Origin of the sequence: Nocardia carnea (genome assembly GCF_029868855.1) — a bacterium.
GTDB classification, from domain to species: domain Bacteria; phylum Actinomycetota; class Actinomycetes; order Mycobacteriales; family Mycobacteriaceae; genus Nocardia; species Nocardia carnea_A.
Window position 1 is genome coordinate 60,916 of sequence record NZ_JARWOV010000277.1, and the last position, 16,316, is coordinate 77,231.

General features: G+C 68.6%; 1 protein-coding gene. It reads right to left on the reverse strand.

Annotated elements, in window-relative coordinates; all coding sequences use genetic code 11:
* Position 1 precedes the first annotated feature (1 nt).
* Entirely contained in the window at positions 2–16,069 is a 16,068-nt protein-coding gene (locus QH195_RS28840; protein ID WP_280437712.1) for a glycosyltransferase family 4 protein, read from the reverse strand.
* Between the last annotated feature and the right edge of the window lie 247 nt (positions 16,070–16,316).

The following is a 16,316-nucleotide window of genomic DNA, read 5'->3' on the forward strand; positions in this document are numbered from 1 at the left end:
CTCACCCTTTCACTGCCTCACCGTCACTGTCTCCGCCACCGCTGATCTTCGCCTTCGAAGGCAACGCATTCATCATTTTCTCGGCTGCCGCGTCCCAGGTGTAATTCGCATCTTGCATCGCTGCTCGTGCCCGCGCGGCCGCTCGCCACAACCCCGGAACATCTGCTGTTTCGTCGATGATCCGATCGGCCCACGTCTCGATGGGGATCGGCCCCGCGTAATCCTGCGGAACCACCATTCGCCGGGAAATCTCGTTCGGGAAGTGTTCGCGGAGAAACCGTCCGAACCCGCTGCTGTCCGGGGCCAGAACCGGAAGCCCGGCGGCCAGTGCCTCGCTGGATACCAACCCGAAAGACTCGGCGCGCGACGGCATGATCAACAAGTGTGCGCGACGGAGCACTTCCAGTTTTCGCTCCGGATCGGTTGTATAGGGAACAACTTCGACCTCTTGGCCCGCGATATGGGACAGCATCCGCTGGGTGCGCTCGAGTGTTTCCGGACGAGCTCCTACCAAGGTCAGATCGATACCTTCGCCACGCTCGCTGACCAGCCGGGCGATCTGCGCGGCCTCGTGGACACCTTTGCGATCGGAATGCAACCGGCCCATGAGCACTACTCTGGGGCGGCCCTCCAGCGGAGGTTGCTCGAGTTTCTCCACCACATCGATTCCGGGGAGGAATTCGTGGACCACGGGTGCCCGGCCGGATTTCGCCGCGAGTTCCCCGGCGAGATCCGAAAGCACCGGCCCCACCCCCGCCACGACATCCGCTTCCGCGGACAGCTCGCCCTCCAGGAATTTTATGGCCGCCCCTTTCCGGGGCTCACCGCGATTGGCCTCGCAGGTGGCGTCGTCGACGTGCAGGAAATGAATCAGCTGAGCATCTCGATATCGCACATGGCGTATGAATCGCGCGGCCCACCCGCCGCTGTTCTTGTGCGAGACGATCGTGTCGATCCCCGCCGGCAAGAGGTCCAGATCCGCGTCGAGCTGGTCCTCGGGCGGCAGATCGGGATCGTAGGAGCGGGGGCCGATCAACCTCACTCCACTCGGTGGCGTCCATTTGTCGACCGGAGATCCGGCCCGGACGAAGACCTCGTGCCCGCTGCGCGCCAACGCGCAGGCGAGTTCCCGGTTGACGGTGGCACTGCCACCGACTCCCGCACCGGCCCACCACCGGGAGACCAGCAGGATACGGCGCCGTTCTCGCGGCATTGCGATCGAGGCCGGCCCTGATGTACCGGCACGGTCCGGGGCTTGTCGTCCCGCGACCTCCGGCTGCCCGTCACCAACTTCGGTGGCGACGACGTTACCGGGCCGGTTCGATCGCAGGACGGCCACGATCCTGTCCTCCGCCTCGATCGCCTTCCGAAGCAACAGCTCGGTGGCAGCGCTCGATCTGCTCTCCGCGCTCTGGACGAGCTCCCGCCGAAGCCGGTTGATATCGGCATGGCAGGAGCGCACATCCTCCGTGGTCTCCAACGGCCGCCGCAGGAGTGCATCCGCCACCGCCGTCTCGGCCGGATCCGGGCCCTCGACCGCCGGCACAGCCCGCACGGGTTCACTGCCACCGATACTTCCGGGGAAGTAGTCCAGGACCACAACCGCCTGCGATTTCCCGTCGACCAGCGGCATTCCCGGAGTTCCGTCCGGATGGACGACCATCCCGAAGATCTGGGAGGAACGCCACGTGTCCGCACCGGCGGCCGCCCACTGACCGAAACTCATCTCGGCGCCGTTGTCGACGACCTTCACCTCGGTACCGTCCCGAAACACAGCCACCGCATGAGATCCCACCCGGCCGGCCCGGAAGAGTCCCCGATATCCGACCGTAGCCACCACGGCATCCCCGGTTGTCCGCACCCGTTCGAAGAGCGCACCCGGATCGGGCCAGCCACCGGGCTCCCAATCGGCACCCACGACCTCCGGTGCTCGCCACCCGTAGGTCCCCGAGTACCTGGCCACCGGAGCCGGCAATCCCTCCGGCACCGCCAGCCCCAGCGCCGCATAAGCCGCGTCGCGAGCCCGATAAACGCAGAGGAGATCGGATCGGCCCAAATCCAGGTGCGTATCGGGAGGACGGTATGCGGCGAGACCACCGGCCGATTCCGTGGTGGCGAGCAGACTGTCGATACGGCTGCCGAACCCGGCGGTCAGGGCCTTGTCGATCCTGGCGAGCTCGGCTGTCCGGTGTTCTGCCCCGGCCGGTGGGAGGTGTGTTCCGGACAGCCGGAAGTTTTCCCCGGCAAGCAGATGGAGTTCCCCGGCGAGCTCGAGCAGCCGGGCTTCGCGGGCCGACCACAATGCCCGGTACTCGGCGAACTCGAGCAGCTTCTCCGGCCGGGTGGGCCGATCGACCGCACCGCTGCGCGGCTGCACACCCACGCTGTTCCGAAGCGCCGCCACGTCGGTGATATCCGCGCCGGACAGTTCCGGGTATTCGAACTCAGCGGCACTGTCGCGGTATTCGATGAATCGCCGGTCTGCGAGATCTACCTGTGCCCGGGCCCAGGCGATGGCGGATCGCAACCGGCCGATTCCGATGATCCGATCCGTGGCCGTGGCGAATCGCGCCGGCGTGACCGCTTCTTCCGGCGTCGGCCAACCCACCGGCACGCCCGGTTTCCGCGCCGATTCGCGGGCGAGCCGCTCCAGGCCGGCTCCGAGGGCCACCGGTTTGCCGAGGGAGATACCGTATTCCTCGGCCGACTCGAGTATCCGGCCCAACTGCGTCGCGAATGCGGAGCGCAACTCGATCAGTTCCCCGGCCTGTTCTGCACGCAATCGAGGCTCCGCGCCGCTCAGCGCACGATATTCACTGTGCCGCCGATAGAGCACTTCGGCATGCGCCGCGAGTTCGTCGAGGCGCCAGGCGATATCCCGCCGGACAGACGTGAGCGCCAGGTCCTCGGTGACGGGCCGGATCAGATCTTCCGCCTCGAGCCACGCGTGCAAGCTTTCGATTCGGTCGAACAGCTCGTCCGGGGCGACGGGAGAGCGCAGGTGGCCGGAATCCTCCGGGTTGTCGCGGAAAGTACCGCCGGCATCGGGACCCATATAGCGGACCTGGTAGACATTCCGATTCAGCCACGGCAGCGCCGGGGGGACCGCATAGGCCCGAGCCGGATCTACCGTGCGCCAAAACGGCCAGCGCAACCGGCGGTCTCGGCCGACCGGGGCCGAATCCCGGTCCGCGGGCACCGGCGCGGCCGGTGGTACCTCATCGTTCGAGCCGGCCGCGCCGAGGGTGGCGCGCAGCCGGGCCGCTGGATCGGCAGGATCGGCGGCCGAAACCCCGGAATCTCCGCCCAGTCGATGCCGCGGGAAGTCGTACCCCGCAACCCCCACCGGGTAGTCACCCACGGCGATCGGATGCTCCGGCGTGTAGGTCGGCGTGCCGTCCACGTCATCTTCGGATGCGAAGACGACCCCGTACAGCCTGCCCTCGGCCGGCGTCCACTCCGCCAGCCGCATATCGGTCCGGACGCCCCTGTCGAGGGTGTGCACCCAGACCTCGCCGTCGATCCCCCGGTGCAGGACGAAGACGTGGGCATCGGTATCGGTATCGACAGCCCCTGCGACCACGGCGCCGCCGGCGCGGGCGCGCATCTCCGCGAGGTCGGCGAAACCGCCGAGACGCCAGTTCGCCCCGAGGTTCGCGGCGAATTCGACCGGGCTCGTCCCGTGTTCGCGAATAAGGCGACCGGCGGCGGTGGTCGCGGATATCGAGGGTATCGGCGGTGAGTCGATGCCCAGCAGTAGGGCGATGAACGCCGTGGCATCGACCGCGCAGATCTTCGGAACATCGTTCGCCCGAGAGCTCGGTATCGCACTGCCGTCACCGATGGCCGGGATGAGCGCTTCCGTCCGCAACGGTGTATCCGGCGTGGGTTGTTCCACGCCCTGACCGGAACGCGGGTCGGATAGCTCTGGCGCCGAGGCGGATTCGCCGGCGCCCTCCGGTCCGGCAATGCCACGGACACCGTCCGAATCGGCCGGTTCGGACGCGATCCCCGCGACGCCCGGAGTGGCCGCGATACCGGAGGTGGCCGAGGAGCCCGTGGCGCCCGTGGCCGAGAAGATCGGGGTGGCCGAGGAGGCCGGGTGTTCGGCGATGCGGATCAGTTCGGCCAGTCCGGCGGCGATTTCGCGATCCAGCGTCGCGATCTCATCCCGGCGACCGGTCTGCCGGCCTGTTCCGGCGAGTTCGTTGCGTTCCGCGGCAAGCCGCTCGAGGTCCCGCACCTTCTCGTCCAGGCGATCGAGCAGTAGTTGCGCGACCGCGAAGACATCGGCCGCCGCGGCGGCCTCGTCGAGCCGGGCCTCGTGCTCTTCGTCGAGGTCGTCCAACGCATCCTCCGCGCGGAGGTCGGCGAAATCGGGCAGCCGGCCGGGGTCGGGGTTGTCCGGATACCCCCGCAATTCCTGCCAGGCATCCTGGGAGTGCTGTTTGGCTTCGGCCCAGTTCCGGCGGGCGGTCTCCAGTACCTCGGTGGCACGTTCGAATGCCGCGTCGTCGAGGGCGCGCGGCAGCGGATCGCCCGGCGTCGCGAAGTGCTGCCGCAAATGCCGCAATGCCCCGCCCAGGCCCGGCGGCTCGGGCCGGGCCGCGATGATCTGTTCGACGGCGGCGAGGCTCGCGTCCATCAGTTCGGTGCGCTGTTCGAACATCAGATCCGCGGCTTCGGCCCGGACGGCCAGGTTATGCAGCTCGACCGCCTGGAGATAGGCTACGGCCGGATCACGGAACCGGCGCGGGCGTCCGGCGTCGAGATCCCCGCGCACGTCCCGCGCAGCGACCCGGGCGGCCAGCTCGTCGTCAGAGATCGCATGCTCGATATATACGGACCATTTTTCGCGGTGGAGCTCGATCGCCTGCTCGAGGGCGGCCAGCCGGGCACTGGTCTGGCGCCGGGCATGGGGGTCGAGGCCGAATACCTCCGGCTGGATGAGCCGGCCGGCCACCGTCCCCGGATCCGGTCGCCGGTGGAGCTCCCCGCTCGCGGTGAACCACTCCCCGGCCTGCCTATCCAGTTCCGCGGCCAGATTCCCGAGCATCTCCAGTTCCGAGTGGGTATCGAACCCGGCGGTGTAGTGTGCCTGGGCGGTGGCGAGCGCCCGGCTCAGCGTGATCACCTGCTCGGCTCTGGTGCGCCACCGCTCGAGCTCCGCCACGGCGTCGCGCAGGTTGTCCAACGCGAAGAAATCCAGCTGATCGGGTGACACGCCCTCGGGGTTGTCCGCGGCATCGCGGCGCAACTGGCCCACCCGTACCGGATCGCGGAGGTCGGCCTCGGAAACCTGGAGCTGCCGGGCGATTTCGGGGAGCAGGTCACCGTGGCGGCGATCCCGATCCGCACGCCGCAACGACCCCAGTTCGGGCTCGGCGTCCAGGTACGACTCCAGCTGGAAACCCAGCCGCAGCTGCTCGTGCAGGCCGACGGTGAGGAGCTGGAACAATGCGGGTTGCGGAAAATCATCGGGCAGTGGCCGGGACCTGTCGACCAGGAACCGCAGTTCGCTCGGCACACCCGGACCGTCGGCGCCGTCGTCGAGCGCGTCGACCGCCCGCGCCTCCAGAATGGCCGACAGCTGCTCGTACAGCGCACCGATATCGGCGCCCGCCCAGAACACCACGGCATGCGACGGCCCGGCTCCGGGATCGGCGGCCATCCCGTTGTAGTACTCCAGTGCACGGCTCGACGCCGCCGCGAAAACGGACGTATCCGGGACACCGGGCGACACGTAGACGACGATCTTGTCCGCCCGTTCGATATCACCGATCACCACCAGGTCGGTGCCGCCTCCGTGCAGGTCCAGCGAGAACACCCGGACCGCCGAATCACCGGGCAGCCGCGCCGCCGCCAGGTCCAGCCGCCGCAACTCGTGCGCCCGCCCACCGGCCCGTTCCGGGTCGGCAGTCAGTTCCCGATGCAGCAGTATCCGATTCGCCCGGTCGCGGAGGTCGCCGGGTATACCGGCCCGTCCGGCGATCAGGTCCGGCTCGGCCTCGGCGACCAGCGCCAGACCCGGTACATGGGTGTGCCGCAGCGGCAACACCGGCCCGGTCCCGCCGAGCAGGCGCCGAACTTCGGCTACCTGCGACTGTTCGTCGGTGTTCATGGGTGCCGGCGTATAACCGTCTGCCGCCCAGGGATCGCCGATATCGTTTGGGCGCTCCTCCTGCTCCCCCGGCTTCTCGGCATCCGAGGCGCCCCGTGGACTTTCCGCCGACGTAGGAAGATCGTCGGGATCGCCATCGAGCCGAGCCTGCTTGCGGGCGGAGCGGTCCGGTCCGGTCGATACCGAGCCCTGCGGCGCGGCGGCTGCCGGTGATGGCGAAGGTACGGTGTTCTCGGGGTGCGCGGCGGAGGACGGCTTCAGCGGCTGCCGGGCGGTGCGGACGGCCTCGAGCACCGGCCCGAGCGCGTGCGCCAGGGCCGCTTCTATCTCGGTCGTTCGCCCGGCGGCGCCGGCCCCGATATCCGACCCGGTAGCCAGGGCCTCGCGGGCCTGGAAGTACTGCGCTGCCAGGTCTTCCACCTGCCCGGCGAGCTCTGCCAGGGCCGTTTCGCGGGTGGTCAGGTGCTGCCGGGTTTCGGCGAGGTCGATCAGCAGATCGAGTCGGGCCGAAATGTGGGACCGTTCGAATTCCTCGAGGTCGGGGGCCGGGCGAGACAGCCGCCCGCGTAGTTCCCGCAGGCGATTCAGCTCGGTCGGCTCCTGGGCGAAGTCGTAGTCACCGAGCTCCCGTGCGTCGCGCGCCATTTCACGTATTTCGCGTGCGTCGCGGGCCAATTTACGGAATTCCTGGTCCAGGACAGCCCGCTGAACCCGGGTCCAGACCGTGGCACCGTGCAGTAGCGCGAGACCTTCGGCTCGTGCCGTGCCCGCCAGAAACGCCGCACCCGCGATCAGCTCACGGTCCAGGTGACGCAATCGGTCGGCTTCGGCATGCCCGGCGGCGGCCGGACGACTCAGCCGTTCGGCGAGCACCTGGACATGTTCCGGTGTGAGCAGTGCCGGCGGATAGCCGATCAGCTCACCGAGGTGCGCGGCCCAGTGGTCACGATCCCGGTGGAGTTGCCGCTGTCGCTCGGCGAGTGCGTCCACGTTCCGGTGTGTCCACCCGCCCGGCTGTAGGTCCGGTGGGGTCGCGAACTCCGCGAGCTGTCGCGCGAACTCCCGGGCGAGCCGCAGGGTTGCCGGGCCCAGCACTCGGCTCGGCGCGAAATCGCCGATTTGCCAGGTATATCTGCGTTCGGCGGCCCATTCCACAGTCTCGCGAGCCCGGCTCGCGAGTTCGTCGCGAAGCCGATCCACCTCGGGGGTCCGGTCCGTCGAGTCGTACCCACGCCGGGCTGCGGCCTCCGCCTCGAATATCTTCGTGGCGAGTGTCTCCAATTCGATGACACGGCGCATCAGACCGGCATCGTCGGCCAGTTGGCCCGCCCGGCCGCCCCAATATTCCATTTGCGCCTTGGCCACGGCGGTCAGCGCCTCGATCTTGTCCAGATCCGCGACGAATTCCGCTGTTTTCGTCGGATTCTCGGACTCCGGCACTGCTCCCGGCGTCGTGCCAGCGGCCAGGGCCGCGTCCCGGAGGAAGTTCAGTTCGAGTTCGAATGTCCGGCCGCCGTGACTACCGGTGCGCCCTACCGATTCCGGCTTGCGAACGAACGGACGAAACTCCTCCGGCCGCGGTCGTGTCGAAAGTTCACGCGCCGGCGCGGCACTCGGTTCGCCGTCCGCCCGGATCACCACGGCCGGTTCGGAGAACCGGCGGGCGATCTCTACGCCGATCTCACGTCCGTCAGCCCGATACACGATCTCGAACCGGGGCTGCGGCAGCTCCGGCGACCGCAGCTCGCGGGCCGCGGCGACGGTGGCGATCCGGTGCACCACCGGATCGACGGCGGATTCGGCGGCACCGGGACGCAGGACGACCGTGACAGCCGTCGGGCGCCCACCGGCATTGGTTTCGACGGTGAGTGCCGCCGCCGCGCGCACCGCACGCCGCGCCGCTGCCGCGTCGGCGACCCGGCCCGGCACGTAGGTGATCACCTGTTCGGCGGCGAGATCGGCGGCGACCCCGAGTTCGAGCACCAGCGGGCCGGGCTGCCCGGGCTGCGGGAAGGCCAGCAGCCGCGCCCGGAAACCCGATTTGCGCATGAGCGGATCGGCGAGGTCGCGGACCAGGTCGCGGACAGTCAGCAATTCGGCGATGTGCGCATCGATTTCCGCGCGCCCGTCGGCGGCGAGAGACAATGCCCGGAGCTCGGCCAGCTGCCGGGTGAGGATTCGCCGATTGGACAGGTCGCGGGAGTCCACCGGGACGAGGTCGGATTGCCCGGACGCTGCAGGGAATTCGGTGTGGAGGGCGTCATAGAACTCCGTCGACGCACTGTCGAGGAACGTGACCGTCCGCCGGATCTGCTTCCGGACCTCGGCGGCATCGGTGGTGTCCGGGGATATCCACAAGTCCGCGAGTTCGAGACCCGCCGCGGCCAGCCCCTCGTCGATCAGCCGGCGACGAGCCCGGCTGCCTGCATCGTGGTCTCGTCCGGTCGACTCCCCGCCCAACCGATGCCGGGGGTAATTCTCGCCGGCGGCACCGGCGGGCTGTTCACCGTCGAGGATCCGGTGCCGTGGCGTATAGGACACCACACCGTCCGGCCCCTCCTCGGTGTCCAGCACCATCCCGTACAACGCGCCCGGCGGCACAGTCCATTCGGCTACCGGCGCATCGACGCGGACCCCGTTCTCGATGACGTGCACCCAAACCCGGCCGTCGGCCCAGCGATGTAGCACGAACGCGTGGGCATCGGAATCGGTATCGATCCCGCCCAGCACCACGGCACTCTCGGCGGCCAGGTCCCGCATCTCGTCGATATCGGCGAAACCGCCGGGGCTCCAATTCGCCCGGTATCGCGCGGCGATATCGCGGGGGTCGGTGCCGTTGTCACGGATATCGCGGCTCGCCGCGCTGGTGCCGAATACCGACGGCAGGGTCGGATCGACGCGGTTCAGCAGCAGATCGATGAAGGCCTGCGCGTCCACCGCGCAGATCTTCGGGAAGGCCGCGGTGGGGGGCTCGAGGGCGGCACTGCCGTCACCGATCGCCGGAACCTCACCGGCCGGTGGCGGTGGCGGTGTGGTCCCGGCGATTCCGTCGGTGGGGCCTGCCGGTTGTGGTTCGGAGCCACCCCGATCACCGGTCATCTCGAGGAGTTCGCCCAGCCCCTGATACAAGGAGTGGTCGGCAGCGGCGCTGCGATCTCCGATATCGGCCAGCACGGTGACGGCCTCCGCCAGCCGGTGCGCGGCCAGGTATTCCCGGCCGGCGCGGAAACTTTTCAGGCGCGGTGCCAGTGCGGCCAGTCGTTCCTTGGTGACCACATCGGGGAGTACGTCCGGTAGCACGGCGCGTACCTGCTGTTCCCGCTCGGCCAGCAGCCTGCCGGACACCTCCGTCTGACCGCCCGGCTCATGCCGCCCCGGCGACGGCACACCGGCCTCGGCCGACAGTTGCTCGACGACCGCCCGCTGCGCGGTCAGCGCGTCCCCGAGTTCCTCCCGGGTGCGCGCCCACGGCTCGAGCTCGGCGGCCCGTGCATTCATCCGGAGGCGCAGGTCCCGGTATCTGCCGAACTCGTCGGCGGCCGCGCTCAACCTGTCGAACAGTTGATTTCGTGCGTCATCGAGACCGTCCGGGCCGCGCAGATCGCGTAGCACGGCGGGTTCGGACAACCGGCCCACCCGTTCGGCGTCGGCGGGATAAGCCCGTGCCAGTTCGGTCCAAGCGTCGAGGTAGCGCTGTTTGGCCGCCACCCATTGTTCCTGGATATCCCATTCCAGGTCGCGGAACCGGTCGAACCGGGCGGCGGTCGCAAGCCGCTCCGGCGGTTCCTGATTCGCGGCCTCGGGATCGGGCATGTGCAGCCGTCGCAGCTGCGAACCCAGCACCGGGACCGGCGCCGAGTGCCGGACCTGCGCGAGCGCGACCGCCGCGGCCAGGCTCGCATCGATGAACTCGCCGAGTTGCCGAAGTTGCAGATCCTTCACGTCGACCTGGTCGGCCAGCGCACGCAGGCGGCTCGTTTCCAGGTAGTCGAGGGCGATCCTGATGTACTGGTTGTCCGCCCCCGCATCGCCGGGGTCGGCCATGCCCTGCCGTAACAGCAGACGGAAGCCGATCTGGAATTCCAGTTCCGCATCCGAATACGCTGCCGACTCTTCGTCCAGGTAGAAGGACAGCTGCGCCTTGGTCTCGGCCGCCTGGTGGTCGAGTGCGTTCAACTCCCCGCTGGTCCAGCGGCGAACACCCGGCCGTAAACCGAATGCTTCCGGGTAAATCGGTTCGCCGGCAACCATGCCGGGCTCCGGTATCCCGGAGTCGAGTCGCCGGGCACGGTGCGCCCACTCCCCCACCGAACCGTCCAGCCGCCGGGACAGCCCGGACAGCAGATCGAACTCCGCCCGGATATCCGTGCCGGTGACGAAATGTTCCCACGCCTGCCGCAGCGCCCCGCCCAGCGCAGTCACCTGAGAGACCCGGGTGTCCCACTGATCGAAGTCGACGAATGCCCGGTGCACATTTCGCAGCGTCCTGAAAGCCTGTAGGTCAGGGGGTAGGACGGTCTCGCCGGAGATATCGGTGAGCCACTGTTTCTCCAGGAGCGGATCGTCGAGATCGGCCTCGGCGATACCGAACCGCTCGGCTACCTGTCGCAGCTCCCGGTGGTAGAGCTCCGCCCATTCCTGCCGCATCCGCATCATCCCGTGCGGGAATCCGCCGTACGGGATGTGGCCCGAGGCAGCAGCGATATGGGCGGCGTTCATGCGCTGCTCGAGGCCGACGGAAATCAACCGGACCAGGTGAACACCTGGATCCCACGGCAGCGGCGACAGCTGCTCGCGGGTGAACTCCCGGGGATCGAGTCGAGGATGCTCGATTTTCGGGATATCCGGGCCACCGGCGCTCTTGGCGTGGACCCGGCCGTCGAGAATCCCGGCGAGCTGTGCCCGCCACATCTCGAGGTCGGAGCCCACCCAGAACAGCGTGGCGACCGGTTCGGTGCGACCGGGCCCGGCCGACAACTTCTGGTGCTCACCCAGGGCCCGCCCGGCCATCGCCGTGAACGCCGCCGGGTCGGCCTGTGTGTGCCGGGTGACCACGCGGATCCGCGCCGCCTTCTCGACATCACCGATCGCGACGATATCGGCGCCGTCCGCCCCGTGGCGTGTCCGGTCCAGGAAGAGCACGGTGACCTCCGGAGCCCCGGGCAGCCGCTGCGCCGCCCGGGTCAGCCGCCGCAATTCGGTGCCCTTCTCGGCGGCGGCCTCGAGCAACCGAGGCTCCCGCCCCGGGCTCGAGTCCCGCTGCAACAGAACCATATTCGCAACGTGACGAATATCGGCGGGCACGCCGGGGAGGCCGGCGATCAGGGCGGGTTCGGCATCGGCGAGCTGCACGAGCACCCGCTGTCCGCAACGCTGCGCCAGTTTCCGCACCGCATCGGGATCAGGGGCCGGCCCGAGTTGTTCGAACTCCGTCCGGGCGCGCGCCACGGACGCATGCGCGACCATATCGAGCGACCCGCCCGGTCGCCAGGTGGCGGCGCGGAGCGGATCCCCGATATCCGGATCACCGTCGAAAAAGTCGCCCATCCCCGGCAGCAGGCCGGCGGCCTCGACTGCGTCCACCGCCGCACGCCGGCCCACCAGCAGCACCCGGGGCCGCTGCCGGGACCCCGGTTCGCCGAACTCCGTCAGCTGCCGGACCAGACCCGCCCGCATGATCCGTTCGGCCGTATCGTCGGCATCGGCCCGCGCCCGTCCCGCCTCGACGCGGTAGCGGAGGTCGAGTGCGAGATGATCTTCGGACGGGGCGTAATCCAGCACGACGATCATTGCGACGGAGTCATCCGGCTCCCTGCCGCGCAGATATTCCCCTATATCGCTGGCGATTTCACCGGCTTCGGCATCGATGCCGACGCGCGATCGATACCAGATCACCGTCTCCGCGGACTCCGGTTCGCCCAGCGCCCACGATATCTGCACCTGCCCCCGCGAGGTCCAGCCCGGCACCTGGAACGCATCCGGCCGGTGCCGCGCGGCGAGGAACCGCGCCCCGGCGGTGAACCCGTGGTTCCGGGCGACCATATCCAGCAGGCCGGTGACATTGCCGACCAACCCCTCGGCCAACCGAAGATGGTCCCGTTCGCCCCGGCGCTCCGGTCCGGCAGCCGACAGCTCATCGAAACTGTCCTGCAGCACCTTCCGGGCCGTCACCGCATCCAGACAGCCGATCTCGGCGAGCCTGCGGCCGATACCCGGATAGTGCCGCACCAGTTCGCCGACCTGATCGTGCGCCCCGGCCCACGACCGGAGCGCGGCCAGCGCGCCCCCGCGCTGCCGGGCGAGCCACGCGGGCGAGACCGGGTCCCGCCCGGTCGGCTCGAGATCGGTGTCCAGACCTTGATGACGTGCCAGCACCGCCCGGACCGCTCGGTGCACTTCCGGCGGACCACCGTCATTTCCGGAGCTCCTCGGCACGGCCTCATCGGCGCCGACCGGGAAATCCTCGCTGTGCCGGCGCGCCCGCCAGGAATCCGGCGGCCGCGGCACCGACTGGACCCGGGCGCCGGCATCGAGGAACGTCACGAACACCGGACCGCCGAGTCCGGCATCGGGAAGTGCGAAATCGTATCCAGTTCGGGCCGGTTCGAATTCCGCCTTGTCCCCTCCTTGATCGTCGTAGCGGAGGAATCTCGGTTCACCCTGCTCGTTGACCGACCATTCGAGCAGATAGGTATGCCCCAGCTCCCCCGCCGCGGTCGAGGTCACGAGGGGGTCGAACACCGCCACCCCGCCGCGCTCCTGCCCCTCGGCCAGCAGCCGGCGCACCCCCGATTCGATCTCGGCGAGTTCGGGGATCCGCACCGCACGACCCGCGTCACCGTCGCGCCTCTCGTCCGGACCACCGGCGAGCACCTGCTCCAGCTGGCTGACCAGCACACCGCTCAGATCACCGGCACCCTCCAGTTCTCCAAGGTCGTCCCGGCCGAACACCCGCGCAACATTGCTCAGCATCCGCTCGCCGCACCGGTTCGGCTCCCACTCCGCATCGTCGGTATCGGGACGCCGATGCGGGGCGACCGCATCACTGGCATCGGGGACGAGATCGTCCAGCACCTTCTGGGCGGAATCGGGCCCGAGGAGACTGTCCACTTGCCGTTCGACCAGACCGAGATCCTGAATCACCCGGTCCAGCTCGCCCGCCCGTTCATCGATGGCGAGCAGTATCTGCTCGACTCGATCACCCCGGGCGGCGGCCTCGACCCCGGCTACCACGTAGTCATCGTCGAGCCGGCCGAGTTGCTCCGCTACCCGCTGTGCACGGATATCGGCCACCACCGCACGCAGGCGCTGGGGAGACAACGGCAGTGCCACGGCACCCGACAGTTCCTCTCGGTAGTCCGCCGCGACCCCGGTGTCCTGGTCGAATCCGGTCGCACGGACGAGCTGTTCCAGTCGGTCGAGCAGCCGCGGCGCCTCGGCGGTCGAGCGCGCGCGGTAGCTGATCATATCCGTCAGCAAGCTCGTCTGCTCCGACAGCCGATCGACCCGCCACTGCCAATACATCCGTTCGATCGCACGGGTCCCGGCCGGATCGTCACCACCGGCCCGCTTCGCGAACTCGAGCTCGGTCCACGCATGGCGGACGGCCCTGTCCAACGCCTCGATGCCGGTGAGCCAATTCCGGCGCCGCTGGTCGGACGGAATATTCTCGGTGGGTTCGCAATAGTCGATGGACGGCGGATCCGATTCGCGCACCAGGTGTTCGGCCACCTGCTCCAGCGCCCCGTCCTGCGGCAACCCGGATTCGACCGAACTCTGGATACCGGCGAGCACATCCAGTTCGAAACGACCCGCCTCGAGCGCGATAGTTTTCTCGTGAAGATTCGCGGCATTGCGTAGCAACCCGTTCAGCGAGCCGAGACGCGCCATTACCTCCGACCGGTCCGGATGGCCGTACGCCAGCGTATCCGCCTGCCGCCCGAGTTCCTCGGCTGCCTGCCGAAAACGAACTGCCGTAGCCGGGCCGAGCAGTGGAGGGCGGCTGCGGGAATCCAGTATGCGCAACGGCAGGCCCGCTGCCTTCGCGACCTCGTCCAGCACCCGTCCTGCGTCCTGCACCTGCGCGGCGACCGTGGCCACTTCGGCGGCCCGCGCAGCGAATTCCCGGGCCCGGTCGTGTAATTCCTCGGTCGACATATCACCGGTGCCCGGATGGACGAATTCGCGGTGCATAGCGGAATCCAGCGCATCGATCGCATCGATCCAGGTGGTGTATTGCTTTACTTCGCGGAGATGAACGACGATATTGTGCAATTCCGCGAATCTCCGCAGCAGCGGGGTGAGTACTTTCGGTCGGTCCGGCATCGACCACAGATCGCCGAGGGCCTGCACAATCCTGGTCGATTCCACCGAGGATTCCGGAACGGCCACGGTGGTCGCCCCGAATACTTCCGCGGGCAGGCCGGCGGCAATCCGGTTGATCTCCGCACGCAGCCGGTCGTATTCGTCGTCGACGTACCTGCGGATCTGTGGATCCGGATCGTTCAGCGCGGCGATGATCGTCCCGCCGAGATGACGGCGGATCTCCTCGGGAATGAAATCGTCGTCACGATCGGTATTCAGCTGCAGGTACAGCCGGGTTCCCAGATCGACCTTATCGATCCGCCACCGGATCCGTTGCTGCGCCAGCTCCGGGACCACCGCGGCGATCCCGACCTCGTCCAGGTCAGGCAGCGGCACCGACGTTTCCGGCTCCGGTATCGGCCCGGCACTCACCACACCGGAATCCGATCCGACCACCCGTTTCGCCGCCCCGGCCGGATCGACCGGAGGTATGCCTGAGTTCTCCGGTTGTCCCCCCGGCGCCGGAACACGGAAATCCGGACCCTCGTCTCCCGGATCGACGGACTCCGGCACATAGCCCGCTGTTCCATCGCCCCCACCACCCGGATTCCCCTGTGGTGGCCCATCACCCCGCACCCCAGGTCCCCGAACCATCGGGGAACCATCACCGCGAATTCCGGCAGTGAATGTCCGCTCGACACCGGCCGGCTCGGAGAAATCGAACTCCTTCGGCCCACCCGACACCCCATCGTCGACCATCACAGTGTCCCCGTCGAGATACAGCACACGAGGCCGCGCATTCACCCCATACGCATCCGCATTCGCGTACTCCTCGACCACCACCAACGTGCCACCAGGGCCCAACTCCTCCAGCGACTCCCGCAAATGCTCCGGCGTCGACCGCCGGCGCCACTTCTTCTTCGCAATACTCTTGCGCTCATCACCCAGCCGCCGGAGACGAGCCCTCTCCTCAGCTCCCCGTGCCGCGTACTCAGCTGCCTCCCGCGCACCCGCAGCCAGTTCCTCCGCACGAGCCCGTTCCCGAGCCGACCGCTTCTCCGCGATCTGCTCACCCACCATCCCGGCATACACCGTCCAGCGGGCGGCATCGGGCAAACCCTGCGTATCGATATGCCGGGAACGGGCGGTATCCGCCAGCCGCGCCTCGATATTCGCACCCGGATCCTGCCCCGCCGCCAAACCTGCGCGCACCCGGCTCAGTTCGTCGACCTCGGCCTGCATCTCCTCGTCACGCTGCTGCGCCTGCTCCCGCGCCTTCTCGGCCTTACTGCGCCCGATACCCGCCAGCCGGCGCTGCTCAGCCCGGGCCAGCAACCGCAACCGAAACCGCTCCTGTCGCGGCGTCGCCCCCCGCTCGAATCCCGTCCGAACGAAGTTCCCGTCGAATATCTGTTCCAGCGCGCGCATATCCATACCGGCCGCATCCACCCGCCCGGGCGGCTGGATCAACCCGCCCGGATGCCGGGCCGCCAGCGTATTCGACAGTGCCGCTACCACATTCATGGGTACATGGCCCGCGGCGCCCGCACCGGTATCGCTCGGCGGCACCCCGGAACCGCCCTTGTCCCCGCCGGTACCGGAATCCACCGAGGACCCACCACTGGTCTCTTGCCCGGAATCCACCGTCTCCGAACCGCGTCCGTCCGAAAGCCGCTCACCGTGATCACCGAACCCGGCTCCGGAGGTGGTATCCCCGGCCCTTACACCGAATGCGGAGCCATCCGCCTCTACACCGGGGCCGAATGAGCCCGTCTGTGAACCGGAATCGTCCCGGTTTGCAGCGTCCCGCATACCGGTATCGGGGTCCCCGGCAAACGTCTGCTCATCATCGAATGCCGGACCGGACGGTCGTCCGCTCTCCTGATGATCA